This is a genomic window from Tissierella sp., assembly GCF_031460495.1.
Classification (GTDB): Bacteria; Bacillota; Clostridia; order Tissierellales; family Tissierellaceae; genus JAVKTS01.
Window position 1 is genome coordinate 531,102 of the sequence record NZ_JAVKTS010000001.1, and the last position, 26,081, is coordinate 557,182.

Here is a 26,081-nt window from a genome sequence, read left to right on the forward strand (position 1 = left end):
TAAGCTTTTATACTATAGTTATAATATTGATAGGAGGAAATGAAATGGAAGTTGTAAAAATAGTTGATTTATGTAAATCTTATGGAACGGAAAATACAAAAGTAGAAGCATTAAAAGACATCAATTTAACGATAAATAATGGTGAATTTGTGGCAATAGTAGGAGCCAGTGGTTCAGGGAAATCCACATTATTACATTTGTTAGGTGGAGTAGATAAACCAAGCAGCGGGAAAGTTTATGTAGATGGAGTAGACTTATATAATTTATCTGAAAAGGAAATGGCAATATTTAGAAGAAGAAAAGTTGGATTTATATTTCAATTTTATAACTTAGTTCCAGTACTAACAGCGGAAGAAAACATTAAATTGCCTTTGTTGCTGGACTTAAAGAAGGAGAATAAAGAGTATTTTCAAGAGTTAATAAAGATATTAGGCTTAGAAAATAGATTAGACCACCTTCCAAGTCAACTGTCTGGAGGGCAACAACAAAGGGTTTCCATAGGTAGGGCTTTAGTATACAAGCCATCTATAGTTTTAGCAGATGAGCCTACTGGAAATTTAGATAGTAAAAATAGTAAGGAAATCATAGATTTACTTAAGATATCTGTAAAGAAGTATAATCAAACTCTCATATTAATTACTCACGATATAAATATTGCAGCTCAAGCAGATAGAGTAATTACCATAGAGGATGGAGTTATTATTAAAGACGAGGTGATGAATGGTGAAAAACTATAAACAAATCACCTATAGATATTTAAAGGGACAGAAAAATAGAACCTTATTAACTATACTTGGGATTATATTATCTGTTGCCTTAATAACTTCCATAGGAACTATAGTAGTTTCTGCACGAGATGCACTGATTAAGGAAGCCATAAGAGAAAATGGATCTCAGCATGGAATATTTCGAAATTTAACTTTAGAGGAAAAAGATAAAATCATCAACCATACTTTAGTTATAGACCATGGAGTTGGTAAAACTGGTGAAAGTTTAGCACTAGGCAACACCACAGAGCAGGAGAGAGAAGCCTACGGATTAGATTTACAGCATAGATATATAAACCTATACAGCTATGATAAAAATGCCTTAAAAATGATTCCAAATGTAGATTTATCTGAAGGTAGAATGCCTAACAAAGAGAATGAAATAATTATAGAAAATTGGTTAAGTAAATATTTTGATAAAGAAATAAAGCTTGGTGATAAAATTAAATTACCAATTGGAAAAATAGAGTATAGTCAAACTAATGATTTTATTTCAGATGAAGAAAAAGAATTTACCATAGTTGGATTTATAAAACCAAATTATATATGGAATGGAGAGTTGCGTACATCAGCAATTATAGGTGAAACGGATAATACTTTGGAAGGCGAATATGATGTATATGTAAAGACTCCAGATGTGAAAAATGCTAATGAAAACTTAAATAAAATAGCAGAGGATTTGAATATAGACCAATCAAAGCTTTTATATAACAATAAAGTTCTTAGATTATATGCAGAAAGCTTAGATGCAACATTTAATTCATCACTAACAGCCATATTGGCTTTTGTTGTTGGATTAATAATAATTTCAACAGTTGCAGTTATATATAATTCTTTCAACATATCGGTAATAGAGCGAATATCACAATTTGGACTATTAAGATCTGTGGGAGCTACACCTAAGCAGATAAAAAGATTAGTGTTAAAAGAAGCAGGTATATTAAGCTTAATTTCTATACCATTTGGCTTAGCATTAGGAATATTTGCTATGACAGTGGTTTTATATATAATAAGCTTAATAACCACAGATATAATACTATTTAATGATATGGAGATAGGTCTTTCTATACCTGTAATGATAATCAGCTCTGTAGTCGGAGTGTTTACAGTATTTCTATCAGCCATAGGCCCAGCAAAATTAGCTTCAAAGGTATCTCCACTAGAAGCCATAAAAAATACTGGAGCATTAAAGAAAGAAAAATATAAAAAAACTAGAACAAATAAATTAGTGAGATTTTTCCTAGGGATGGAAGGTGAAATCGCCTATAAAAATTTAAGAAGAAACAGAAAGAGATTTATAATTACAGTTTTTTCAATGGTTATTAGTATTATATTATTTATTACTTTCTCAAGCTTCTCAAACTTTATGTTCCAAATGGGTGTAATTGTACAGGGAGATTCGGGACAATTTTATGTTTCACAATTAGGTGAACAAACTGAAAAGGTATATAATGATTTAATGAATATAGATGAAGTAGAGAAGATTATTCTATTAAATCAATTAAATGGAAAAGGTAAAGTAGAAGAAAAGCATATAGATACTCAAATGATAGAAAGAGCCCCAAGTTACTTTGCAAAGGAAGAAGAAGGTAAAATAACAGTATCTAATATTGCTGTATATTCCATAGAAGATGAAAATTTCAATGAGCTTAAGTCTGTATTAAAAGATGGAACTATAGATGTGGAAAAGATAAATAAGGAAAATGGAGTTTTAGTAATAAACAATGCTTTTTCCTATAGTGAGTTTGGAGAGAAAACCATATCCTTAGAAGGATATAAGTTTAAAATAGGAGATACAATGGAGTTTACTGGAAATGGAAATGAATTTAGTACTAATCTAACGGTAAGTGGAATTCTAGAAGAAGGCATATTAGACAGATTATACAGCAATAGTTCATCTATTACAGTATTTACTACTGAAAAGATAATAAATAATTTATCATCTAGCTATAATATTAATCTAGATGATTTTAAAGTGGTGCATGTATATACTAAGGATAATGAAAATGTACAACAGGTTAGAGACTATTTTTCAAATCTTGAAAATGAAGTACAGGGCTTTAACTATGTGGACCTAATTGAGAATACAGCTAGAACAGAGGAAATAAGTATTGTTATAAGTATTTTCTTATATGGATTTGTTGTTATTATAGCTTTAATAAGCTCTATTAATATAATAAATACCATAAGTACAAATATTATCCTAAGAACTAAGGAAATTGCCATGATAAAAGCTGTTGGGATGAGTCAATCTGGAATAAAGCGAATGGTATCTTTAGAGTCTTTATACTATGGATTATATGCTAGTGTAATAGGTAGTTTTATAGGATCTCTATTAACTTATTTGCTATATAATATAGTAATAAATATAAAACAATTTGTATGGGAAGTTCCATGGAATGATGTGATCATAGCTTCAGTTGGATGCATCATAATAGCTTTGATATCAGGAATCTATCCATTAAAGAGAATCAATGAAAAGATAATCATAGAAAGTATAAAAGCTGAAAATTAGAGACAGATAATACAGTGGACGGTTCCTTTTGTAAAAAAACAAAAAGAGCCATCCTCAGTGCTTAAGTAAAAAAACTGCAGCAGGTGGGGGACCTGCTACAGTTTTAGTAATATCCTCTTTCATATTGCTTAGGATAAATGATATCTAGATCATTTTCGTAAGCCATATTTAATACTATATTCGGATCTCTAAGAAGTGCTCTTCCTAAAGCTACTAAATCAGCTCTATTGTTATTTAAGATTTCTTCTATTTGATCATATTCATAAATTAGTCCTACTGCAATAGTAGGTATATTGCATTCCTTTCTTATGGTGTCAGAATGTGTCACTTGATATCCAGGGAAGATTGGGAACTTGACACTAATGAGTCCACCAGTACTTACATGAACCATATCAATATTTTCTTTTACTTCATTTATTATCCTGACCATTTCTTCCTTATTAATTCCATCTTGGGAATAATCATCAGCACTTACTCTAAGAAGTATTGGTTTTTCCTTAGGCCATACTTCTTTTATAGATCCTAATATTTCTTTTAAAAATCTAGTCCTATTTTCTAGACTACCACCATATTCATCAGTTCTCTTATTTGTAATAGGTGACAGGAATTCATGTATTAAATATCCATGAGCCCCGTGGATTTCAATAGTATCAAAACCAGCTTCATCTGCCCGTCTAGCAGCATCTCTAAAGGCTAAGACTATTTCCTTAATTTCATCTTTATTTAGTTCACGAGGTACTCTATATTTCTCATTAAATCTAATAGGTGAAGGGGCTACAATATATTCATCATTGGATTCGCATTTTCTTCCTGCATGGGCCAATTGAATAGCCATTTTGCTACCATAGACCTTTGCTTTATCTACTAAGGATTTTAGCCCTAGTATATGATTATCACTCCATATACCTAAATCATTGCTAGTTATCCTACCATTTGGAAGAACGCCAGTAGCTTCAACTATGATTAAGCCTACATCACCTATTGCTCTAGAGATATAATGTACCTCATGGAAATCCTTAACCATGCCATCTTCATCAGATGAGTACATACACATAGGTGGCATTACTATCCTATTTTTTAATTCTAATCCTTTAAGTTTATATTCTGTTAAACTCTTCAAATAAATCACCATCCTTAAAGATATAATTACCCAAAGCAGAAGGAATATATCCTATTAAAATCTATTTGCAAAAAAGGAAAATAGCTGAGAATTAATTCTCAGCTATTTTTATGGACTAAAATGCCCAGTTTCCATTTTTAAATATTTGTATTTTTTCTCCATCTTTTCTTGTACCAACAATTGACATATCAGGAGAGCCTATCATAAAGTCCACATGAGTAAGGGAGTTGTTAACACCATTAGCTTCTAACTCTTCATCGGACATTTTTTCTCCACCCTTTATATTAGTAGGATAAGCCTTACCAAAGGCGAAATGGCAGGAAGCATTTTCATCAAATAATGTATTCATAAATACTATATTTGATTCAGAAATAGGTGATGCAAAAGGAACTAAAGCAACTTCACCAAGATATTTTGCTCCATCATCTATGGAAAGCAAGTCAGTCAATACTTCTTTGCCTACTTTAGCATCGAAATCAACTACCTTACCATCTTTAAATGTAAGTTTAAAATCATCAATTAACTTTCCACCATAATTCAAAGGCTTTGTACTATAGACATGGCCATTTACTCCTGTCTTAAGTGGCATAGTAAATACTTCTTCTGTAGGCATATTAGCTACAAAATAAGTATCTTTAGCATTTGTACTGCCCCCTGATACCCATATATGATCATTTGGCAATTCTACTACTAAATCTGTTCCATTTGAAGAGGTATAGTGTAAGGATTTAAAATCATTTTTATTTAAGAAATCGCTTTTCTTGATTAAGGTTTCTATATGATTTTCCCATGCCTTAATTGGATCTTTTAAATCCATACGAGTAGCATTGAATATTGCAGCCCATAGTTTTTCTACTGCTTCATCTTCTGATACATCTGGGAAAACTCTCTTAGCCCAAGATTTTGTAGGAATAGAGACTACACACCATGCATTAATATCATTCATAGTATAGTTTCTAAATTCTTTTAAAGCTAAAGAAGCTGATTTGTTATAAGTAGCAATCTTCTTTGGATCAATTGATTTTAAAAGCTCTGGGTCTTGAGCAGAGATAGAAAGGAAGCCTGCATTTTTCTTAGCAAAATCCACTTGTCCATCTGCAAACCATTTAGGGAAGTTTTCAAAAACTTCCATAGGAGCATTTTCATATTTTAATTTTGTAAGTACTTCATCATTCCAATTAACATGAACTTCGCTAGCACCAAGCTCATAAGCATTTTTAGCTACTAGTCTTACAAAATCTACACCTTCAATAGGAGCGCTAATTACTAAAGGTTGACCTTGTTGTAGATTGATACCTACTTTAACGCATAGCCTTGCATATTCATTTAACATTGTTTCAAAATTTTTCAACATATCACCTCATATTTTAGTATTATGTACCAGCTTATAGTGTATAAGATATTATCAATTTTGTAAATATATGAATTTATGTAAAAAATTATCAAATTACAAGCGTTTTATTATCTATGGCTCTATGTAATAACTAATATTCACATCTCTAATTTTATCAGTTAGTATTTTTTCAATAGGGTCATGATTATCAAACATTAAACTATCCCTATAATTAATTAAAAAGTGCCATTCTCTAACAGCTTCAATACCATAACGAGATATACAACTCTCTACGAAAGACCTTGTATAATCCTGAATTAGAATACCATGAATGTTATCGCTACTTAGTTTAATCTGTGCTTTAAATTCAAAATCAAAGATAAGATTCAATAGAAGGTCTAAAGCACCCCAATTAAACACAATACTATTTTTCTCCATGCCAATAGTTGAATACTTCATTGGATCAATAAAAAGGTACTTAGGAGTATCTGATTGCTGTTTGTTGTGAATATTATGGTAATATTTCAAATACAGATACTTATCAATCAAAGTTGGAAAGTCCATATCTTTATCCTGATTAATATCTAAGACAAAATACATTTTCATATAAGCTGAAAGAAGTTCTTCTATATTAGAAAACTTCATTTCCTTATACTTAGAGCCCTTTGTTTCATACAAAATACATTTACCCTTGTGCTCAAGGGGCATGCATCCATACCATCTTTTAAAGTTTTCATAATAATATTTTACATCGGAAAATCCACATTGATTGGATATCTCCAAGATTGTCATGTTTTTAAATAATAAAAGTTCGGATTTTAATACTCTTTCATAGCTAATTCTCTCTCTGAAAGTAAAGGTGCTAAGATTTTTCCAGAAATGAGAAAAATATGTCTTTGAAATATATTCTTGAGACACAACATCATCTAAGCTTATTTTATTTTGATAATTATCTTCAATATATTTTACAATCCTATGATACCTGTCCAAATGAGTAGAGCTAATGAAATCCCCATCTTTTTGCATGAATTGTATCCAATTGAACTCATAGATCATTTGATAGACCAATTTATTGATTAGCTTGTCCAAGAGTGAATTAGTTGTAAATTTATGATCTATTGATTCTAATAAAAGACTGATTAAGAGATTTCTAAAGTAGCTTTTGAATTTTTCCTTAGTCTCTGTATCAAACTCACTTTCACTTTGAGGATCATCATGATAAATACTATTTCTAAAAAACATATTCTTGATATAGGGGAATTGCTCTTCAAAGTAATTCAAATTAATATAAAATATAACTACAATGGCTTCATTAGGACTTTGGATGTAGTGGATAGTTTTGTTGTTGATGAATAAAAAATCTCCTTCACCTACTTGTAGATGCTCAAAATTAGATTTAACCTCAATTGAGCCTTTTATAGGTAGTATAATTTCAGTAACATTTTCATGCCAATGGATTGGATATCTATTTATTGACTGTATTCTAATATGAAAAGGACTATTATCTTTAAAATCGATTTTTTCTATCTGCATATAATTCCCCCCTATGCACATAATTATATTACACTTTACTAGAAAAAATCAAATCAACAAATAAAAACTCCCCTAAGGGAGTTTTAATCATGAACAACCATCTACTACTTTGCACTATTATATAAATTTTTTATTAATTGATTTTAGTAAGCAGTCCATCCTCCGTCAACTGCTATACATTGTCCGTTTACATAACCTGCATCATCACTTGCTAAAAACACTGCAACTGTTGCAATTTCATGGCCTTGGCCTGCTCTTGGATTACCTGCAACACCTGACATAGCCATGTTCATTCCTTCTGTGTTAACATCCTTCATAAATTCTCCTGTTGCGATTTCAGTTTCTATTCCACCAGGACAAATAGCATTGCATCTAATATTTTTCTTAGAATACATAAAGGCTGTATTCTTTGTAAGACCAATTAATGCATGTTTTGATGCAGTATAAACAGCTCCTGCTCTTGATCCATATAATCCACCTATGGAAGCAATATTTATAATATTTCCACCACCATGAGCTAGAAAAATATTTACAACTTTTCTAATAGAGTAGAAAGGTGAGTATACATTTAAGTTAAATACTTTTTCAAGGGTTTCATCTTTTACTTCGCCAACAGGGCTAAAGTCATCCATTATTCCAGCATTATTTACTAAAATGTCTAGTTTGCCAGATTGCTTATAAGCATTTTCAATCATATTTTCTGTAGCTTCTTTAGACATTAAATCAGCTGCAACAGGTATTATTTTACCTTCCAAATCCTTAGCACTATTTGCTAATTCTTCTAGTCTTTCTAATCTTCTAGCTACAGCATATACAGTAGCACCTTCCTTAGCAAAATAATAAGCTATGTCCTTACCCATTCCTGCACTAGCACCTGTTACAATTGCAACTTTATTTTTCAATTTCATTTTATTTCCCCCTTATATAAATTTTTATCATGTTAGATATCAATTCCACCATCTACTCTTAATAATTGTCCAGTAACAAAGGAAGATTCATCAGTAGCTAAGAATAAAGCAACACTAGCTATTTCATCTGGCTGTCCAGCTTTCTTTAGAGGTGAACCTTCAACTAAATGTTTAACTGCTGCATCTCCTCCTACGCTTTCAACCATAGCAGTCATAATAGCTCCTGGTAATATAGCATTTACTCTAATTTCAGGTCCTAATTCCCAAGCCATTGACTTAGTTAAGCCAGATAGAGCATGCTTTGATGAAACATAAGCTGCCATACCATGATGTGCATGTGCTCCAGCTACAGAACTTGTATTGATTATAATGCCTTTTCCTTTTTCTTTCATTACAGGAGCAACTAATTGAGCAAGATATAAAGGAGCTGTAACATTTACTCTAAAAGTATCTTCCCATTCTTTTAATGATAAATTCATCAGAGGAGTAATACTTAACATTCCTGCATTATTGAATAAAATATCAACAGTACCATAAGCTTCCATAGTCTTGTCAAATATCATTTTAACATCTTCAAGTTTAGTCATATCTGCTACTATATAGATAGCTTCGTTGCCTTCAGCTTTAATTTTATCTACTACTTCTTTAGCTCTAGCTTCATTTCTACCTGTAACAACAACTTTAGCACCTTCTCTTGCATACATCTCAGCTGTTGCACGACCCATTCCAGATGTTGAACCAGTTACAATTGCTACTTTACCCTTTAACTTCATATAAACCCTCCTATTTTAATTAATTTTCAATCGATTGTTAATTAATAATTTAACTATCTTGTTAAGTTAATATTATAACAAAGCCAATAAGGAAACAATTGACAAAAATGTGGTAAAATTTGATGTAGAAAAAATACTATGCGTATTTTTGTCATGTATAATTTCCTGAAAAATTATTATACACTCTTAGACAGAACAATATTCATATGCTAGAATTAGTTAATTAGGGGGGATTGAAAATGAATGTATTTGTATTAAAGATAATAGCTCTAGTATCTATGATAATAGATCACTATGGCGCTATCTTTCATGAAGGGACAGATATCTATAGAATCATTGGGAGATTAGCTTTCCCAATATATTGTTTCTTGTTAGTAGAAGGCTATATGCACACTAAAGATGTAAAAAAATATGGAATTAGGTTATTTATCTTTGCCTTAATATCTGAAATTCCTTTTGACTATGCCTTTTATGGGAAAATAGGATTTAGTCACCAAAATATATTTTTTACTTTATTAATTGGCTTAGTTACGATTTATATATTGGATAATAAGGAAGAAAAATTCAACTATAATAAATCCTTAGTTATAGGTTGTGCTGTGCTTTTAGCCACCTTCTTCTTTGTTGATTATAGTTTTATTGGCATCGTTTATATATTGGCATTTTACTATTATAAGGAATTACCTAAAGCTAAGAGATTGCAAAAAGTAGGATTAGTACTTCTTGTTACCAACTTACTTGCTGGAATAGCACAACAATTTTCATTGCTTTCTTTGCCTATTATATATCTATATAATGGAGAACTTGGTCCAAAAAACAAAGCATTACAGATGCTATTTTACATAGCATATCCATTGCATTTGGCAATATTTTACTTATTATAGAAAAAATTAAATAGAAGATAGAAAAGCTAAAGAACATAGTAACTATGGACTTTAGCTTTATTTAAATTATTAAACTGGATAAAATGTATCTAAATCATCTTCAGTAGCTTTTCTTTTAGGAATTTTCTTTGAGTTTTTCTCCTTTTCTTTATTATGATTTACATCTAAGACAGGAATCAATTCACTTCCTATTTCTATATTTTCAAAAGTTCTTCTATCATTATTTTTTACAGATCTCTTCATGAATAATCACCTCTTGTTAATTATTTGCATTATTTTGTGTAAGAAAGAAGTTTTCTATACTTGTAATTATATTGTAATACTACAAATCATAGTAATTAAGATATACTATATATAAGAGTTAAATGTGTTGAGGAGGTAAGAAATGAAGAAGAAATCTATCATACTAATAATTGTTTCACTTATACTAATATCTGGGAATACAGAAGGAATATATGCACAGTTAAAAGCAGTAAATGTTAGTATTCCAAGTTTTAAAGTTACATTAAATGATACTACTGTGGATAACTTATATCGTCAATATCCATTGATTGTATATAAGGACATAACTTATTTTCCAATGACCTATTATGATTCTAGATTTTTAGGATTAGAAACTAAATGGGACAGCAAAAATGGATTAGATATTCAAACTACTGGTATATCAGGTGGATATAGGGATTATAAAGGAAAAGCAAAAAATGGAGCATCATTTAATGCAAGCGTTCCTAGCTTCAATATCAATATTAATGGAAAAACAATAGATAACTCAAAGGAACAGTATCCATTGCTAGTATTTAGAGATGTAACATATTTTCCTCTTACATGGAGATTTGCAGTAGAAGAATTTGGTTGGGTATACAAATTTGATTCTAAAAATGGACTGGTAATCCGTTCATCAAATCCAAAAGTCAAGGAATTAAGTTTCTCAGACTTTGACGGTAAAGCAATAATTGGAGATGGAGAAAATTATTATTATGGTGGAGAAAATGGTGCTATATACCAAGTTTCCAATGGAAGGAATGCAAGAAAGGTATACCAGCTTCCAATGTGGACTTATATAGATGAAAATATTTATGTTAACTATAGTCTATATAAGAATAATGGAGATATATGGCTTGAATATCATACAGGCGGAGCAATTATGGGTTCGGATCATTATATAAGGCTAAATACTGATGGGACTTACGATGAAGTTGAATCAGGATATTTGACCTTTAAGGAATATGGAGATACTACAATAAAAGTTAACCAATGGACACCGCCAGGACCAAATAATCTTTCTATAAAATATGGAGATGAAGAGTACAGAGAGGTAGGAGATCCATCATATTTATATGGATGGGACTGGGAAGTAAGAAAAGAGTCTGCAGGAGGGTCTGCAAGTAAAGATATTTACCTAGTGGACAATAGCATATATGTACTAGGTTTCCATATGGATAAGGATACAGACTACAGTAGACTATACAGAGTAGATCTAAATACAAATGAGACTATAAAACTAAGTGATACTAGGGTTAGTTCTTTTGTAATGGATTGGGAAAATATATACTTTGCATCTGATGGTAAGATATATAAAATATCCATAAAGGACGGAGTGGAAAAGCAAATAGATGCAGAAGGCCATGTTAGCCAATATTATGGAATCAAGGTATTAAATCATAGCATATACTATGTAAATGATTTAAATAATGAACTATATAGAGTTGGAAGCAAGAATTCCCTAAATCCAAGGGCAAAGGTGATATCCCTTAGACAAGATGAAGATTATATCATATGCTTATTTGAAGAGAATACTAATATTTCATCTAGAATTATGGTATTTGATAATGAGGGAGAAGTAGTCTTTAAATCATCTGATACAGCAGACAATGCCTTTGTTAATGATGATACTCTTGTATATAGTAATAGCAAAGATAGTAAGGTATATGAAGTGAAGTTGAAGTAGTTTGGAAGTATAGTATTATAGGAAATGAGGGAAATAATGAAAAATAATAGCAAAGTTCTTGTACTAATACTAGCAATATTTACAATCGTTTTATTAGGAGGCTGTGAGGCTGTAGTAGAGCCGAATTCAGTAGCTGATACAGGTGATATTTTAGAAGTGCATTTTATCGATGTAGGCCAGGCAGATTCAGTTTTAATAAAAAAAGGCAATGAATCCATGCTAATAGACGCAGGAAACAATGACGATGGTGACTTAGTAGTAAATTACCTTAAGAAGCAAAAGATAAAAAAGCTGAAATATGTAATAGGGACTCACCCCCACGAAGATCATATAGGTGGATTAGATGATGTAATTGATAATATGGAAATAGAAAAAATAATCATGCCAAATGCCATAGCTACAACTAAAACCTTTGAGGATGTACTTGATAGTATAAGCAATAAGGGTCTATCTATTACAAAAGCTAAGGTAGGAAATAAATATACTTTAAATGGTGCTGAGTTTATTTTACTTGCCCCTAAGGGAGAAGAATATAGTAGTTTAAATGATTATTCAGTAGTTATAAAGCTTACAAATGGTGATAACTCATTTTTATTTACAGGAGATGCAGAGAAATTATCAGAAGAAGAAATGCTTAAAGATAATAAAAATTTATTGAAATCTGATGTGCTTAAAGTGGGACATCATGGAAGTATAACATCTACTTCTCAGGCCTTTTTAGATGCAGTTGATCCTAGTCTAGCAGTTATCATGTCAGAAACAGGAAATAGCTATGGACATCCACATAAGGAGATAGTGGAAAGTTTAGAGAAAAAAAAGATAGATATTCTTAGGACAGATCAAGAGGGAAGTATCATATTAAAAAGTGATAGCAAAACCATTAGCTTCCATGACAAGGGGATTCAGACTTATGACAATTCACCTAAGCCTAAAGTAATAATCAGTGACCTTGATAAGGTAGGGGAGACAGTAACTATAAAAAATGATTCTTCAACAGATATTAATTTAGAAGGGTGGAGACTATTATCTGTTAAAGGCAATCAAGAATATATATTCCCAGACTATATCCTAAAGGCAAATGAAATAGTTATCGTAACTAGTGGAGGAAAAGATGGTAATCTTACTTGGGGTAGTGAAAATATCTGGAATAATTCAGAAAGCGACCCAGCAGTGCTTTATGACAAAGAAGGTAATGAAATATATAGATTTGATAACTAGGGGGGCAAAAGATGAAAATTACTATTGATAGGTTTGAAGAGGAATTTGCCATAGTAGAATTAGAGAACAAAGAAATGATTAACATCCCAAGGGTTATACTTCCTATAGAGGCTAAGGAAGGAGATATAATAACTATTTCAGTGGATCAAGGAGAGACGGAGGAGAGAAAAAATAGGATACAGAGTAAGTTTGATAGGCTCTTCTGTGGAGATTGAAATTATCAAAGTAGAATTACAAGCATTATTCAGGAATAACATAAGCTTATCATTCCATATGTTGCCAAAACTGGTATCCTTTGATAACATTGGGTCAATAGTGTTTTTTGGAAAAGTAGCATCCATATAAAACACTGGTTAATCTATAAGCAATATAAATAGGTTAAACAAAAAACATAAGACTTAGGAGGAATATCATGAAAAAAACAGTTTTACTATTATTATTAGCTTTGATGATTTTTGTAGGCTCATCAATTTCAGTAGCTGCTGAAATTGATTATCGCTATGAAAGTACATTTACTTTGGACAACTTAATTTCAAAAGAATTAGTAGCTCTTGATTCTGGGTATCAATATTTAAAACAAATGGCTAAAGGGCCTACTATTTTAAGAATTAAAGATGATTATGATAACTTAGCTTTTATCGGTGTTTACCCATTGGATATATCTAAGGTAAAGGATTATGTGTATATAGACAAAGATGTTGAGGTTTTAAAATGGGATGAGATAATCTATGAAGATGGAGAGGATTATGAGGAGGAATTAGGTGTAGTTTCTGGATATATAACCTTAAATGAACCTGGGTTTTATCTTGTGTCAAGTGTTGCTTGGGCTGCTGGTCCTAATGAATACATTGTAGAAGTAGTAGGTGAAACTCCTTATACAGGTGCTTATCCCTTTAAAGGCATAGGCTTAAGCAATTATAAAGCTAAAAATATCTACGAGAAGGGCATATTCAATGATATAGAGGATAATGCTTGGTATGCAAAGGCAGTTATTGAATGTTATGAATTAGGCTTCATGGCTGGAAAAGGTGAGGGAAAATTCGATCCTAAAGGAAATGTTACTTTGGCAGAGGCAGTAACTATGGCAGCTAGGATAAACAAAATTTACTATGGAAATAGTCCTATATTTGATAACACTGGATCTAATTGGTATGACGGTGCTATTGCTTATCTAAAGGAACAACAAATAATATGCGGCGACGAATTTATAGATTATACAAAAGATGCAACTAGGGCTGAATTAGCCTATATCTTCTCAAAAACTTTACCTTATATGGAGTATCCGGAGATAAACAATATTACAGAACTACCAGATGTAGACTATAATACAAAATATGATTATTCGATATTCACATTATATAATTCAGGAATAGTGACTGGGTCAGATAAAGAGTTGACTTTTAAGCCAGAGTCAAACATTAGCAGAGCTGAAGCAGCAGCCATTATAACAAGGCTAGTAAACACTGAAAATAGAACGAAAATTGTAAAGTAGCTAATTTGAAATTCCAGGGTTTAATCCTTGGAATTTGTTATTTTGCGGAAGATCTAATATATCCACTACCCAATGAAAAGTACAATAATCAAGCAATCAGCCATATAAGCTTGGGTTTAGCTGTGGTTATGCGGTTTATGATTATAATTCTCATATGGATGTGGAAGAATTTCAAAAGCATATTGATAGGTTGATGTACGAAAACAAGAGAGAAAACAAGGAAATAGAAACAAATTATTCAATCAATAATTAAATATAAAGATATAGATGCCCTTTTCTGAATTTATAAAAAAAGGGCATCTATATTTTACTTAGCTTGGATTAAACGTGTCTTTATCAGCAAGCTGATTTTCTGCTCTTGTAACCAAGTCCCTAGTCACAGCTCCATCGGATTTCTCAGAGATAGTTAAGTTTGCGTCAAATTCATTTGCTATCTCCAGCTGCATTTGTTCTAAGGCTTTTGTCGCGTTTTGGTTCATTGGTTTAAAACTCAAATAAATCACCCCTAAATAAAGTATTAGTCTTTATTTTGCATATTAACTGGATATTTCATACTAGGTAAATTAATGAAAATGACTAATTATAAAATTCATATTAGATTATTTGAGTATTGTACTTAAATAACTAATAGATAAAAACTCCCTTTCGGGAGTTTTTACATGTGTATCGGTTTATCTATTGAACCAAAGGCAGCTTCCATCATGATTTCTGAGAGAGTAGGGTGAGGGTGGATGGCTTTTGCTATATCGTATACAGTGCCTTCAAGCTGCATAGCTACAATAGCTTCAGCAATCATATCTGTAGCATGAGAGGCCATTATATGAGTGCCTAATATTTCACCATATTGATTATCAGAGATAATCTTTACAAAGCCCAAAGTTTCACCTTCAGCCAATGCTTTTCCATTAGCAGCTAATGGGAATTTGCTAACTGTAATATCGTGACCCTTTTCCCTTGCTTCTTCTTCAGTCATTCCTACACTGGCTAATTCAGGGAAGGTATAGACACAGGAAGGAACTATATTGTAATTTAAAGTACTATCCTTACCCATGATATTTTCAGCTGCTACGATACCTTCAGCTGATGCAACATGAGCTAAGGCATACCTGCCATTTAAATCTCCTATTGCGTAGACTCCTTTAATGCTGGTTTCCATTCTATTATTTGTTTCAATAAAACCTTTAGAATTAATCTTCAAGTCTAAATTTTTCATTTCCTTTAAATCTGGCTTTACTCCTAAGGAAACAAGATATTTATCTCCTTTAATTAATTTATCTTCATTTTTATGCTCAATTAATACTCCATCTTCACCAATTGATTTTAGTTTTGTATTAGTCAATATATTTATGCCTTCTCTTTTTAGATGCTTCTCAAGAGTAGTAGCCATTTCGTTTTCTACTCCAGAGAGTATCCTGCCAGATCTCTGAATTATAGTCACATTTGACCCCAAGGCATTGAATAGTGTAGCAAATTCAACTGCAATGACCCCGCCACCAACTACTACTAAATCCTTAGGAATCTCTTCAAGCTGCAAAGCTCCCTTACTATTTATTGCTTTCCCAGACCTTACAGCCTCATCTAGTCCAGGAATAGGAGGGGAGGAGTCGCCAGCTCCTATAGCAATAATGAGATTGTCACCAGTGATGGTTTCACCATTGACTTCAATCTGATTTTTATTCAATATAGTTCCTTTGCCTTCAAAAAGGTCAATTCTATTTTTCTTGAAGAGCATATAGATTCCTGATACTAATTGATTTACAACTTTATCTTTCCTTTTCAACATTGATTTCCAACCTACAGATACAGTGGAAGAATCAATACCAACAATACCAAAATCATTTGCTCGCAATATATCTTTATATAGTTTTGCACTTTTTAAAAGTGTTTTAGTAGGAATGCAACCCCAGTTTAAACAAACTCCACCAAGCTTTTCTTTTTCTACTACAGCAACTTTTGCCCCTAGTTGGGCTGCCTTAATGGCAGCCACATAACCTCCAGGACCTCCACCTAGGATAATAAGATCATATTTATTCATCTTAATCACCGTTACCTTTCTAAGATTTCATCAACAATATTTCAGGGTCAGATAAAAGCTGGGATAATAGATTTAGGAAACGAGCTCCACTGGCACCATCAATTATTCTGTGATCATAGGAAAGGGATAAAGGTAGAACCTTAGCGATTACTATTTCATCATCTTTCACTATAGGTTTTTTAACAATACGACCCATACCCAAGATTGCTGACTCTGGATAGTTAATAATTGGGATTCCAAACAGTCCTCCAATAGAGCCAAAATTAGTAATAGTAAAAGTACTGCCCTTTAGCTCATGAAGTTCAGATTTATTATTTTTAGCACGACTAGTTAAATCTTCAATTTCCTTGGCAATATGAACTATACTCTTCTTATCCGCATCTCTAAGGACCGGCACCATCAGACCTCTATCAGTATCAGTAGCTATACCTATATGATAAAAGTGTTTTAGTAATAGTTCCTGATTTTCCATATCATAGGATGAATTAAATTCAGGATATTCTTTTAATATATTGATAACGGCTTTGATAATGAAAGGTAAATAGGTTAAATTAACATCCTCAGTCTTCAACCTATCCTTATATTTATTTCTAAACTCATCAAGTGCAGTTACATCTATTTCATCCATTGCTGTTGTATGAGGTATGGTAAATCTAGATACTACCATTTGCTCTGCTATGGTCTTTCGAATTCTAGTAAGTGGAATTCTCTCAATTCTTTCACTATCACTGTATACAATACTATCGCTAGAGATTTCAGCTGCTTTTACCTGTTGGATAGGCTGACTAGTTTCCTTAGTTTTGTTTATATCTTCTTTCATCACTCTACCATTCGGGCCAGTGCCTTGGACTGTCCTTATATCAACATTTAAGTCTTTAGCTAATTGCCGAGCAACTGGAGTAGCCAGGACTTTTTTAGCTTCATCTGATTCTTTAGATGAAGTAATCATACCCTCTGTACTAGCTGGAATTAATTCTGAAGAAGCTATTACTTCACCTACTACACCAGCAGTTTCTTCCTCTACTACTTCTTGCTCCTCAGGAGCTTGAGAATTTTCAGATTCTCCACCAATGCTGATAGTGATAAATACTTGCTCTACTTCAATTGTATCTCCTTCTTCAAACTTCAACTCTAAGACTTTACCTGTCCTTGGAGATGGTATTTCTGTTGTGACTTTATCTGTTTCAACTTCTGCTAGAGATTGACCTTCCTCTATATCTTCACCTTCATGAACTAACCATTTCATTAAGGTTCCTTCTCTTATACCTTCACCTATATCTGGAAAACGAAATTCATATTTCATAGTAATCTATCCTCCTCAATTAAAACTTAACTACATCTTCAATGGTTTTTGCAATTCTTTCAGGAGATGGAATATAGTGCTTTTCTCCCCTTGGTAATGGAAATATAGTATCAAAACCAGTTACCCTAGTTGGAGGAGCTTCCAAATACAAGAAAGCCTTTTCATTAATAATAGATACGATTTCTGCGCCAACACCAAAGGACTTAGGTGCTTCATGAACTACTATTGCTCTACCAGTCTTTTTAACTGATTCAATGATTGTATCCCTATCCATAGGTGAAATAGTACGCAGATCAATTATTTCAGGGATAATTCCCTTAGACTTCACCATTTCACTAGCTTTTTGCACATCCCTAACCATAGCACCCCAAGTTATAATAGTCACATCTTTACCTTCTTCTACAATTTTTGCTTTCCCAATAGGAAGTACATAGGCTTCCTCTGGAATATCTTGTTTGAATGCCCTATAGATACGCTTTGGTTCTAAAAACAATACAGGGTCAGGGTCCCTAATGGCAGCTATAAGAAGTCCCTTTGCATCATAAGGAGTAGAAGGTATAACTACCTTTAGACCTGGTATATGAGCATAAATTGCTTCTGTACTTTCTGAATGATGTTCCAATGCACGAATGCCTCCACCATAAGGAGCACGAATAACCATAGGAAGTGTAATTCCACCTCTAGTACGATTACGCATCCTAGAAACATGAGATATTATTTGATTAAAAGCAGGATATGAGAATCCCATGAATTGCATTTCGACTACAGGCTTTAGCCCATTGATAGCCATACCTACTCCAGTACCTACGATTGCAGATTCAGCAAGGGGTGTATCAAATGCCCTTTCTTTTCCGAACTTTTCTTGTAGTCCAACAGTAGCTCTAAAAACTCCACCCTCAAGACCAACATCTTCACCGTAAACAATTACAGTTTTATCATTTTCCATTTCATTCATTAAAGCTTGGTTCACAGCCTGAACTATATTTAATTTATTTGACATAATTATTTACCCCCTTCCAAAAAAGCTTTATACTCGTTAAGTTGTTCCTCTAAAACTGGAGGCATACTTGCATAATGATACTTGAAAATATCTTCAATTGCAGTATCAGATTTATCTTCAATTTCTTCGAAAGTAGACATTACCTCTACTTCTAGTTCCTTTTTAGTTTTTTCATCCCATTCCTCAGTTAATATATTTTTAGCTAATAGATATTTTTTAAATCTTAGTATTGGATCTTTTTCCTTCCATTCTTCTACTTCGGAGTCATCTCTATAAATAGTAGGGTCATCGGAAGTTGTATGAGCTCCTAATCTATAGGTAAAGGCTTCAATCAAGGAAGGACCTTCACCATTTCTTGCTCTATCTATAGCATTCTTTGTAGCGGAATACATGGCAAATATATCATTGCCATCTACGACTATGCCTGGCATATCATAAGAAATAGATTTTTGCGCAAGGGTCTTACTTGTTGTTTGTTCCTTTCGAGAAACTGAAATAGCATATTGATTATTTTGAATAATAAATACTACTGGAGCTTTAAATACAGCAGCAAAATTTAAAGCCTCGTGGAAATCACCTTGAGAAGTACCACCATCTCCCACATAAGCAACTACCACATTGTTTTCTCCCTTGATATTGTTTGCCATACCAATTCCTGCAGCATGTTGAAATTGAGATGCAATAGGGACAGATACTGGAAGTACCTTTACACCTTCAGGCATATGGCTTCCCCATTCATTACCATACCAATATAGATAAATATTTTTAAGGGGAACCCCCTTAACTAGCCAAGCTCCTAATTCTCTAAAAGAAGGAACCAACCAATCATCCTTTTCCATAGCATAAGCACTACCCACTTGGGTAGCTTCTTGACCTGTATTTGGAGCATAAGTCAGCATTCGTCCTTGTCTTTGGTAGGATAATGCTTTTTCATCTATAGTTCGTGTATATAACATAGTCTTGTAGAGATACAACAATTCATCATCTGAAAGAGATGGAAGCTCTTCTTCTCTTATTATTTCACCATTAATATCTAAAATATTGTAATGCTTTCCTTCTAGAGGATTGTAATCTTCAAATCTCATTTTTTTGCCTCCTTTATATTTATAATATACAGTATATTAATCTAATTGATAATTGTTATCATTTGTATTATATATAATACCCAAATATGATAATCTAAACATAAGGACATACTGTTATTTAATAATTAATATAGAAATATTTGCAGAATATTACAATTATTTGTCATGATGGGGTATAATGGAACAAACATCAAAATAATAGGGGGTAGGACTATGCACAAGATCAGTGGATCCATCAAAAACAAGATATTATTAATGACTACTATGGTCTTAGTTGTATCGAACATTGCTATTGGACTTTTAGGCTACAACACTTCAAAACAACAGTTGAATGAGAAAGGAGAAATTATTCTCCAAAATGCAGTGGAAACTGCTATTCAAATGATTGATTTAGCAGAACAAGGTGTTAAGAAGGGAACTTTTACATTGGATCAAGCACAGGAAATGGTAAAGGAATACTTGCTTGGTGAAATGAAGGAGGACGGTATCCGACCAATAAATTCACCTTTAGATTTAGGAGAATCTGGTTATTTTGTAGTATATAGTCAGGAAGGTGTTGAAATAGCACATCCAAGTTTAGAAGGGAAAAATGTTTGGGATGTAACAGATAAGGCTGGGACTGGTGTTTTTCTTGTGCAAGATAGTATCCAAAAGGCTAAAGATGGTGGGGGTTTCACATATTATGATTGGTTCCTACCTCATAGTGAAAATATAGGGAAAAAGATTGTATTTAATAAATTAGATCCAAATTGGGGATGGGTTGTTACAGCTGGAAGTTATGAGATGGACTTCAACAAGGGTGCTGTAAATGTCCTTAAATATACAAGCGCAGGTGTATTGATCTTCCTAGTATTAGTAATCATAGTAATGTATAATTTCTCCAATAGAATGGGTAAGGCATTAGAAGGAGTCACAAAGCGTGCAGATAATATTGCAAATCTGGATGTGACTGAGGATATTCCACATGTTTTAACTAATAGGAAGGATGAAATTGGATCTTTGGCCAATTCATTCCAAAGAATTCTAGATAATCTCAGAATCTTTTCAAGACAGATATCCGAATCAGCAATACATCTTGCATCATCATCCAATGAACTTACTATATCTAGTGAACAATCTGCCATAGCAGCTGATGAAGTAGCAAGAGCTATTGAAGAAATCGCTAAAGGTGCAACTCATCAAGCACTGGATACAGAAAAGGGAGCAAAGCATATAGCTGATTTAGGTGGATTGGTGGAGAAAAATGAAGACTATCTAAAACAACTTAATGATTCAACTATTGAAGTTGGCAAGCTAAAGGATGAAGGATTTGAAACCCTTGGAGAATTAATGCAGGCAACGGAATCTAGTAATGATGCAACAATGGAAATTCAAAATGTAATCGATAGTACCAATGAAAGTGCAGAAAAAATAGAAAATGCCAGCAATATGATTCGAAGCATAGCTGAACAAACTAACTTACTAGCTCTAAATGCAGCAATTGAAGCAGCTAGAGCTGGGGAAGCAGGAAGAGGATTTGCAGTAGTAGCGGATGAAATAAGAAAATTAGCAGAGCAATCTAATGGTTTCACTGAAGAGATTACGGAGATTATAACAGATTTAAATAACAAGATAAGTCAAGCTGTAACAACGATGAAAGAAGTATCAGAGATTTCAAAATTACAAAATCAAAGTGTAGAACAAACCAATGATAAGTTTATTGGGATTTCAAAAGCAATTGAAAGCATGAATAAAGTAATAGATCTTATCAATAAATCTGGACAGGAAATGATAAACAAGAAGGATGTTATCGTTGAGATAATATACAACTTATCATCTATATCTCAGGAAAATGCAGCAGGAACAGAGGAAGCATCTGCATCAGTAGAAGAACAGACAGCAACCATGATGGAAATAGCTAATTCAAGTGAAATCTTAGCTGGACTAGCTAACGAAATGCAGGAAGCCATATCTAAATTTAAAGCTTAGTGAAATGCAAAGAATTTATAGCCTTGATACATTCTTAACAATAGGGTATAATTATTTTAAGACATAACCTAATTAAAAGCTATAATAGAATATGGGGGGATTGGAATGTTTAAGAGAGAAGAATCTCAAGAATCAAAGTACAAAGTATTACTAGTAGCTTATAAAGACTTAGGGGAGGATATGGAGAAAGAATTACTTTATCATTTTATATCCAATATTAGAAATAGAGAAGAAATAGATGGATCTTCATCTAGCAGTGATAAGAGTGCTTCTGGTTTATCATTTAGGACTAGTCTATATCATAATTGGTTCAAAAATATTATTTTAGAAAAACTAAACCATGGATATAAGTTAGGTATTGTTGAAATACCTAAGTCATATGGTAATAGTGATGAAATAAAATTAAAAGAACTGGATGAAAAGTTCGGAGATAATATTGAGATAGTAGCAACGGAAGAATTATAAAACAAATGCACGATTGTTTGATGATAGTAATAAATTTTAGTATGATGTAAATCAATTGTTAGAGATACAATAATCACAAAGTACATAGTTTAAACCATGTACTTTGTGATTATGTTTTTAGAAGGACTCATTGTTAGAAAAGATTAACTAGAAATTCCTTGCTAATTCCTTAGCTTCTTTAATAGCATTGTTGACAATTTCATCAACATTATTACCTGTAGAGTCTAATCCATCTGCAGCTATTGTAGTAAAATCTGTAATGCCTAAAAAACCAAAAATGGTTCTTAAGTATCTATCTCCCATTTCATATGCTGAATATGGTTCCGCAGAATAACTTCCCCCTCTTGAGGCAATATTAATTGCCTTTTTTCCTGTACATAAACCAACTGGACCCTCAGAGGTATATTTGAATGTAATACCAGTTACACAGATATAGTCAACATATGCCTTTAAGATTGCAGGAATGCTTAAATTCCACATAGGCTCTGCAATTACATATTTATCGACTTCGGCAAATTGATATGCATATTTTAGAATTGGATGATTTCTACTCTCAGTTGTTTTAGGTCCAAAAACTGTATTTATATCATCTGCGGATAATAACTCTATATTTTCTTTATATAAATCAAGAGTTATTATTGTATCATCAGGATGATTCTCTTTATATGCTTCAATAAAACTATCAGAAACTTTAAATGTTCTTGAGGCACCTTCAGGTTTTGCATTGGCTTTAATATAAAGTATCTTACTCATGTATTTTCCTCCAATTGTTTTTTGAATTAATATATCCTATCTCTAATTAGAATATCCAGATTAGAATAAATTATATCAATATTCGTAATTTGGATTTACAAATGGTTTAATTATGTATTACAATATTTCTAGTACATCAAATAGGAGTGTTAGAATATGATTAGAGAGATTCTGCCAAATGAATACTATTCCGTTAAGAAATTTGTGGAAAAAGATATTGCAAGAAATTATTTTATTCTCCTAGGACTAACAAGCAAAAAGCAAGTTTATGATAAAATCTACGGAGAATATAGAAAAGATGAATTAATTGCTGTATTATTTCGAAGAAAGAGTGGAGTTCTACAATTTTTTGCTCCAGAAGAATTTGATATTGATGGTTTTGAAAACTTGATTTCCACTTTAGAATATGATGCATTAATAGGTCCCAAATCATATTGTCACAAATTTTTAGATAAAGGTTTGTTTACATCTATAAAAGATGGGGCTTATATATCTAAATTAGACAAGGACTATATAATGAAGCCTATACAGATTAAATATAAAATGAGAGATATAGATGTAGATGATTTAGATAAAATAGTAGAACTATATAAAGAAGTATTTCAAAGCTTTAGCCCAAGAGAAGTAATGGAAGAAAAGTTAAACAACAATCGTGGACGAGGAGTTTGCATCGAAGAAGATGGAGAAATTATATCGGTGGCACAGACTGATTTTGAAATAAAGGATACAGCAGTCATTGTAGGAGTAGCTACTAATAGGGACTATAGATGTAAAGGATTAGCTACACAATGTCTACAATCACTATGTAGCATTTTACTCAAAGAAGGAAAGGATTTATATCTTCAGTATGATAATCTTGAAGCAGGGAAGATATATGAGAAACTAGGTTTTGTAAATATTGATCAAGTAATACATTATAGGAAATGAAAATATATTACCAAATTTTTAATCCCTAATATAAAATTGCTACACAACTATTTAGCTGTGTAGCAATTTTTTTATACACTATATATCTTTACTGCCCGTATATCACTATCCCATTCAATTTCCATGCCCAAAGCTTCTGCTATAAATCTAGCGGGGACCATGGCGTTTCCTTGGATTACTTGAGGAGCTATATCTAAAGTGACAAACTTATTATTAATAATAGCTATTTTGCTATCAACAATTAACTTAAACCTTATATTATCCTTCTCGCAAATAATAGCCTTGTTTGATTGATCCCACTCTATATTTACTCCAAGATGTTCAGCGATTAACCTTAGAGGCACTAGTGTGGACCCATCCTTAACCATTGGAATAGCTTGATCGAAGATTATAGGATTGTCATCTATATAAACAGAAATGCCTCTATTGGCTATTAAAGAGATTTCTGTCTCTGTTCCATCTTTAAGTCTTAAAATAGATTGTATCTCTCCACTATTTAAGATATCTTTATTAAAATCAAAATTTTGAAATATGACTTCTTTATTTTTGGCTATATCTGTATTTTTCGGCGATAAAATTGAAAGTGTATCTTTAGCAAGAAATTCAATTGGTATATATTCATCAGATGTGATTTGATAATAACTTAAGACTTCTCCTTTTTCTAGAACTTCTTGTGTATAAAAGTTATTTAGACCAAAGTCTATTATTTTTTTACTATCATCAGATCTTTCTTTCTTAGATTTTCCACCTAATACTACTGCAATAAGTCTGTTTTTTTCTGAATCCTTTACCTTAGATGTAGAAACTAAGCAATATCCTGCTAAGTCGGTATAGCCTGTTTTCAATCCATCTATAAAAGAAGTTGTTTCTAACAATTCATTTGTATTTTTTTTAGAAAAGTTCTTATATGTTCCATTAAATTGCTTCTGACTAGTAATTTCCAATAAAGAATCCCCATATCTGTCCAATGTATATTTAGTTAACATTGCTAGGTCTTTAGCTGATATTTTATTTTGATCCTTATTTTTTAATGGCATTCCATTAGGATTTACAAAGTATGCACTCATTAGCCCTAGAGATTTTGCTTTATCATTCATTTTAATACAAAAATTCTCCACAGTATCTCCTATGTACTCTGCTAATACAAGAGCTGAATCATTAGCTGAAATTATCATCATAGAACTTAAAAGTTCATTTACTGACAAAACATCATTTTCTTTTAAGTTGTAAGATGTTCCTCCAGCACTTGTAGCATTTTTGCTGACCTTTACCTTATCATCTAATCTAATACTACCATTTTCTACTGCTTCCATAACTAATAGGTAAGTCATTATCTTTGAGGTACTTGCCATTGGTCTTTGAACATCCATATTTTTTTGATAGAGAATCTTGCCAGTCTTTGACTCTATTAAAATGGCAGAAGGTGAAGATATACTTAAGCTATAAGCATAAGAGTAATTAATTGAAAAAAGCAAAATCATAATAACTATCAAAGAATTAATAATCCTCTTTTGTTTATTAGCTGTACATCGAGTTAAGAACATTTCATATTTTGTCATGAATTTCAACACCTCATTTTAATTATGTAATTTATGAAATAGTGATTAAATCACTTCATAGATAACATCATACCATAAAAAAACTGACAAATCATAGTAAATGGGTAATTATTGAGTTTTGCTATTATTATAATTATCATGAAGTCATTATTTTTCATGATAATACAGTTGACAAAAAGTATATACGAGTATATACTTTTATTAAGGGATAGTAAAATGAAATAGAGGTGATTTTAATGGATATCAATTTAGTTAAATGGGGTAATAGTGCAGCTATTCGTATACCTAAGAAGGTATTAGATGAATTGAATATTGATAGTAGCAATATAGAAGATATAAGTTTTAATGTAGATATAGATGGAGATAAATTATTATTAATTAAGAAGCAAAATAAAACAAAATTTGAGCTATTAGTTGAGCAATCTAAAGGTGAAATATTAAATCCAATAACAGAAATCGATTGGGGGAATCCAGTTGGAAAAGAAGAGTGGTAAT

General features: G+C 32.0%; 24 protein-coding genes. 11 read left to right on the plus strand and 13 right to left on the minus strand.

Features of this window, described 5'->3' with window-relative positions; translation table 11 throughout:
- The first annotated feature begins 44 nt into the window (after positions 1-44).
- Positions 45-737: an ABC transporter ATP-binding protein gene (locus RIN63_RS02495; RefSeq protein WP_310443076.1), complete on the plus strand. Its 693-nt coding sequence runs from the start codon at positions 45-47 to the stop codon at positions 735-737.
- Positions 724-3,282 (plus strand): FtsX-like permease family protein, encoded by a 2,559-nt coding sequence (locus tag RIN63_RS02500; protein WP_310443077.1) that lies wholly within the window; start codon positions 724-726, stop codon positions 3,280-3,282. Before RIN63_RS02495 ends, RIN63_RS02500 begins: the two co-directional genes overlap by 14 nt.
- 103 nt (positions 3,283-3,385) lie before the next feature.
- On the opposite strand, the gene namA is transcribed toward RIN63_RS02500, so the two are convergent.
- From namA to RIN63_RS02525, 5 genes are all read right to left on the minus strand, one after another.
- Positions 3,386-4,402: an NADPH dehydrogenase NamA gene (gene namA, locus RIN63_RS02505; protein WP_310443078.1), complete on the minus strand. Its 1,017-nt coding sequence runs from the start codon at positions 4,400-4,402 to the stop codon at positions 3,386-3,388.
- A gap of 115 nt (positions 4,403-4,517) precedes the next feature.
- On the minus strand, positions 4,518-5,756 hold the full coding sequence (locus RIN63_RS02510) for an aminopeptidase (RefSeq protein ID WP_310443079.1): 1,239 nt from the start codon (positions 5,754-5,756) through the stop codon (positions 4,518-4,520).
- A 111-nt stretch (positions 5,757-5,867) separates the two neighbouring features.
- Complete coding sequence (locus RIN63_RS02515; protein WP_310443080.1) at positions 5,868-7,268, minus strand: helix-turn-helix domain-containing protein; 1,401 nt, start codon at positions 7,266-7,268, stop codon at positions 5,868-5,870.
- A gap of 143 nt (positions 7,269-7,411) precedes the next feature.
- Positions 7,412-8,176 (minus strand): glucose 1-dehydrogenase, encoded by a 765-nt coding sequence (locus RIN63_RS02520; protein WP_310443081.1) that lies wholly within the window; start codon positions 8,174-8,176, stop codon positions 7,412-7,414.
- A 32-nt stretch (positions 8,177-8,208) separates the two neighbouring features.
- Positions 8,209-8,949: an SDR family oxidoreductase gene (locus tag RIN63_RS02525; protein ID WP_310443082.1), complete on the minus strand. Its 741-nt coding sequence runs from the start codon at positions 8,947-8,949 to the stop codon at positions 8,209-8,211.
- 239 nt (positions 8,950-9,188) lie between these two features.
- Here RIN63_RS02525 and RIN63_RS02530 point away from each other — a divergent pair, with 239 nt between their 5' ends.
- Positions 9,189-9,833 (plus strand): TraX family protein, encoded by a 645-nt coding sequence (locus RIN63_RS02530; protein ID WP_310443083.1) that lies wholly within the window; start codon positions 9,189-9,191, stop codon positions 9,831-9,833.
- A gap of 69 nt (positions 9,834-9,902) precedes the next feature.
- Here RIN63_RS02530 and RIN63_RS02535 read toward each other — a convergent pair whose 3' ends face one another.
- Positions 9,903-10,076 (minus strand): hypothetical protein, encoded by a 174-nt coding sequence (locus tag RIN63_RS02535; RefSeq protein ID WP_310443084.1) that lies wholly within the window; start codon positions 10,074-10,076, stop codon positions 9,903-9,905.
- 142 nt (positions 10,077-10,218) lie between these two features.
- Here RIN63_RS02535 and RIN63_RS02540 point away from each other — a divergent pair, with 142 nt between their 5' ends.
- The 4 genes from RIN63_RS02540 (at position 10,219) to RIN63_RS02555 (ending at position 14,491) form a co-directional block, all read left to right on the plus strand.
- Positions 10,219-11,781, plus strand: coding sequence for a hypothetical protein (locus RIN63_RS02540; RefSeq protein WP_310443085.1), 1,563 nt, complete (start codon positions 10,219-10,221; stop codon positions 11,779-11,781).
- Between the two features lie 36 nt (positions 11,782-11,817).
- Entirely contained in the window at positions 11,818-12,999 is a 1,182-nt protein-coding gene (locus RIN63_RS02545; protein WP_310443086.1) for an MBL fold metallo-hydrolase, read from the plus strand.
- A gap of 11 nt (positions 13,000-13,010) precedes the next feature.
- A complete protein-coding gene (locus tag RIN63_RS02550; protein WP_310443087.1) occupies positions 13,011-13,214 on the plus strand; it encodes a DUF3006 domain-containing protein in 204 nt (67 codons plus the stop codon).
- A gap of 197 nt (positions 13,215-13,411) precedes the next feature.
- Complete coding sequence (locus tag RIN63_RS02555) at positions 13,412-14,491, plus strand: S-layer homology domain-containing protein (RefSeq protein WP_310443088.1); 1,080 nt, start codon at positions 13,412-13,414, stop codon at positions 14,489-14,491.
- Positions 14,492-14,802: 311 nt separating this feature from the next.
- Here RIN63_RS02555 and RIN63_RS02560 read toward each other — a convergent pair whose 3' ends face one another.
- The 5 genes from RIN63_RS02560 to pdhA form a co-directional block, all read right to left on the minus strand.
- Complete coding sequence (locus RIN63_RS02560) at positions 14,803-14,970, minus strand: small, acid-soluble spore protein, alpha/beta type (protein ID WP_310443089.1); 168 nt, start codon at positions 14,968-14,970, stop codon at positions 14,803-14,805.
- A 176-nt stretch (positions 14,971-15,146) separates the two neighbouring features.
- Positions 15,147-16,526 (minus strand): dihydrolipoyl dehydrogenase, encoded by a 1,380-nt coding sequence (gene lpdA, locus RIN63_RS02565; RefSeq protein ID WP_310443090.1) that lies wholly within the window; start codon positions 16,524-16,526, stop codon positions 15,147-15,149.
- Positions 16,527-16,545: 19 nt separating this feature from the next.
- Positions 16,546-17,829, minus strand: coding sequence for a dihydrolipoamide acetyltransferase family protein (locus RIN63_RS02570; protein WP_310443091.1), 1,284 nt, complete (start codon positions 17,827-17,829; stop codon positions 16,546-16,548).
- Positions 17,830-17,848: 19 nt separating this feature from the next.
- Complete coding sequence (locus RIN63_RS02575; protein WP_310443092.1) at positions 17,849-18,829, minus strand: alpha-ketoacid dehydrogenase subunit beta; 981 nt, start codon at positions 18,827-18,829, stop codon at positions 17,849-17,851.
- A 2-nt stretch (positions 18,830-18,831) separates the two neighbouring features.
- Positions 18,832-19,914, minus strand: a complete 1,083-nt coding sequence (gene pdhA, locus RIN63_RS02580; protein ID WP_310443093.1) for a pyruvate dehydrogenase (acetyl-transferring) E1 component subunit alpha — start codon at positions 19,912-19,914, stop codon at positions 18,832-18,834.
- A gap of 213 nt (positions 19,915-20,127) precedes the next feature.
- On the opposite strand from pdhA, the gene RIN63_RS02585 reads away from it, so the two are divergent.
- Positions 20,128-21,882: a cache domain-containing protein gene (locus tag RIN63_RS02585; RefSeq protein WP_310443094.1), complete on the plus strand. Its 1,755-nt coding sequence runs from the start codon at positions 20,128-20,130 to the stop codon at positions 21,880-21,882.
- A gap of 105 nt (positions 21,883-21,987) precedes the next feature.
- Complete coding sequence (locus RIN63_RS02590) at positions 21,988-22,347, plus strand: hypothetical protein (RefSeq protein ID WP_310443095.1); 360 nt, start codon at positions 21,988-21,990, stop codon at positions 22,345-22,347.
- A 147-nt stretch (positions 22,348-22,494) separates the two neighbouring features.
- Here the strand turns inward: RIN63_RS02590 and RIN63_RS02595 are convergent, their stop codons facing one another.
- Positions 22,495-23,100 (minus strand): FMN-dependent NADH-azoreductase, encoded by a 606-nt coding sequence (locus RIN63_RS02595; protein ID WP_310443096.1) that lies wholly within the window; start codon positions 23,098-23,100, stop codon positions 22,495-22,497.
- Positions 23,101-23,256: 156 nt separating this feature from the next.
- On the opposite strand from RIN63_RS02595, the gene RIN63_RS02600 reads away from it, so the two are divergent.
- Entirely contained in the window at positions 23,257-24,027 is a 771-nt protein-coding gene (locus tag RIN63_RS02600) for a GNAT family N-acetyltransferase (protein ID WP_310443097.1), read from the plus strand.
- Positions 24,028-24,098: 71 nt separating this feature from the next.
- Here the strand turns inward: RIN63_RS02600 and RIN63_RS02605 are convergent, their stop codons facing one another.
- Complete coding sequence (locus tag RIN63_RS02605) at positions 24,099-25,586, minus strand: stalk domain-containing protein (RefSeq protein WP_310443098.1); 1,488 nt, start codon at positions 25,584-25,586, stop codon at positions 24,099-24,101.
- 236 nt (positions 25,587-25,822) lie between these two features.
- On the opposite strand from RIN63_RS02605, the gene RIN63_RS02610 reads away from it, so the two are divergent.
- The gene (locus RIN63_RS02610) at positions 25,823-26,080 is read left to right on the plus strand and encodes an AbrB/MazE/SpoVT family DNA-binding domain-containing protein (RefSeq protein ID WP_310443099.1); all 258 of its coding nucleotides are present in this window, start codon (positions 25,823-25,825) and stop codon (positions 26,078-26,080) included.
- The last annotated feature ends 1 nt before the right edge of the window (position 26,081 follow it).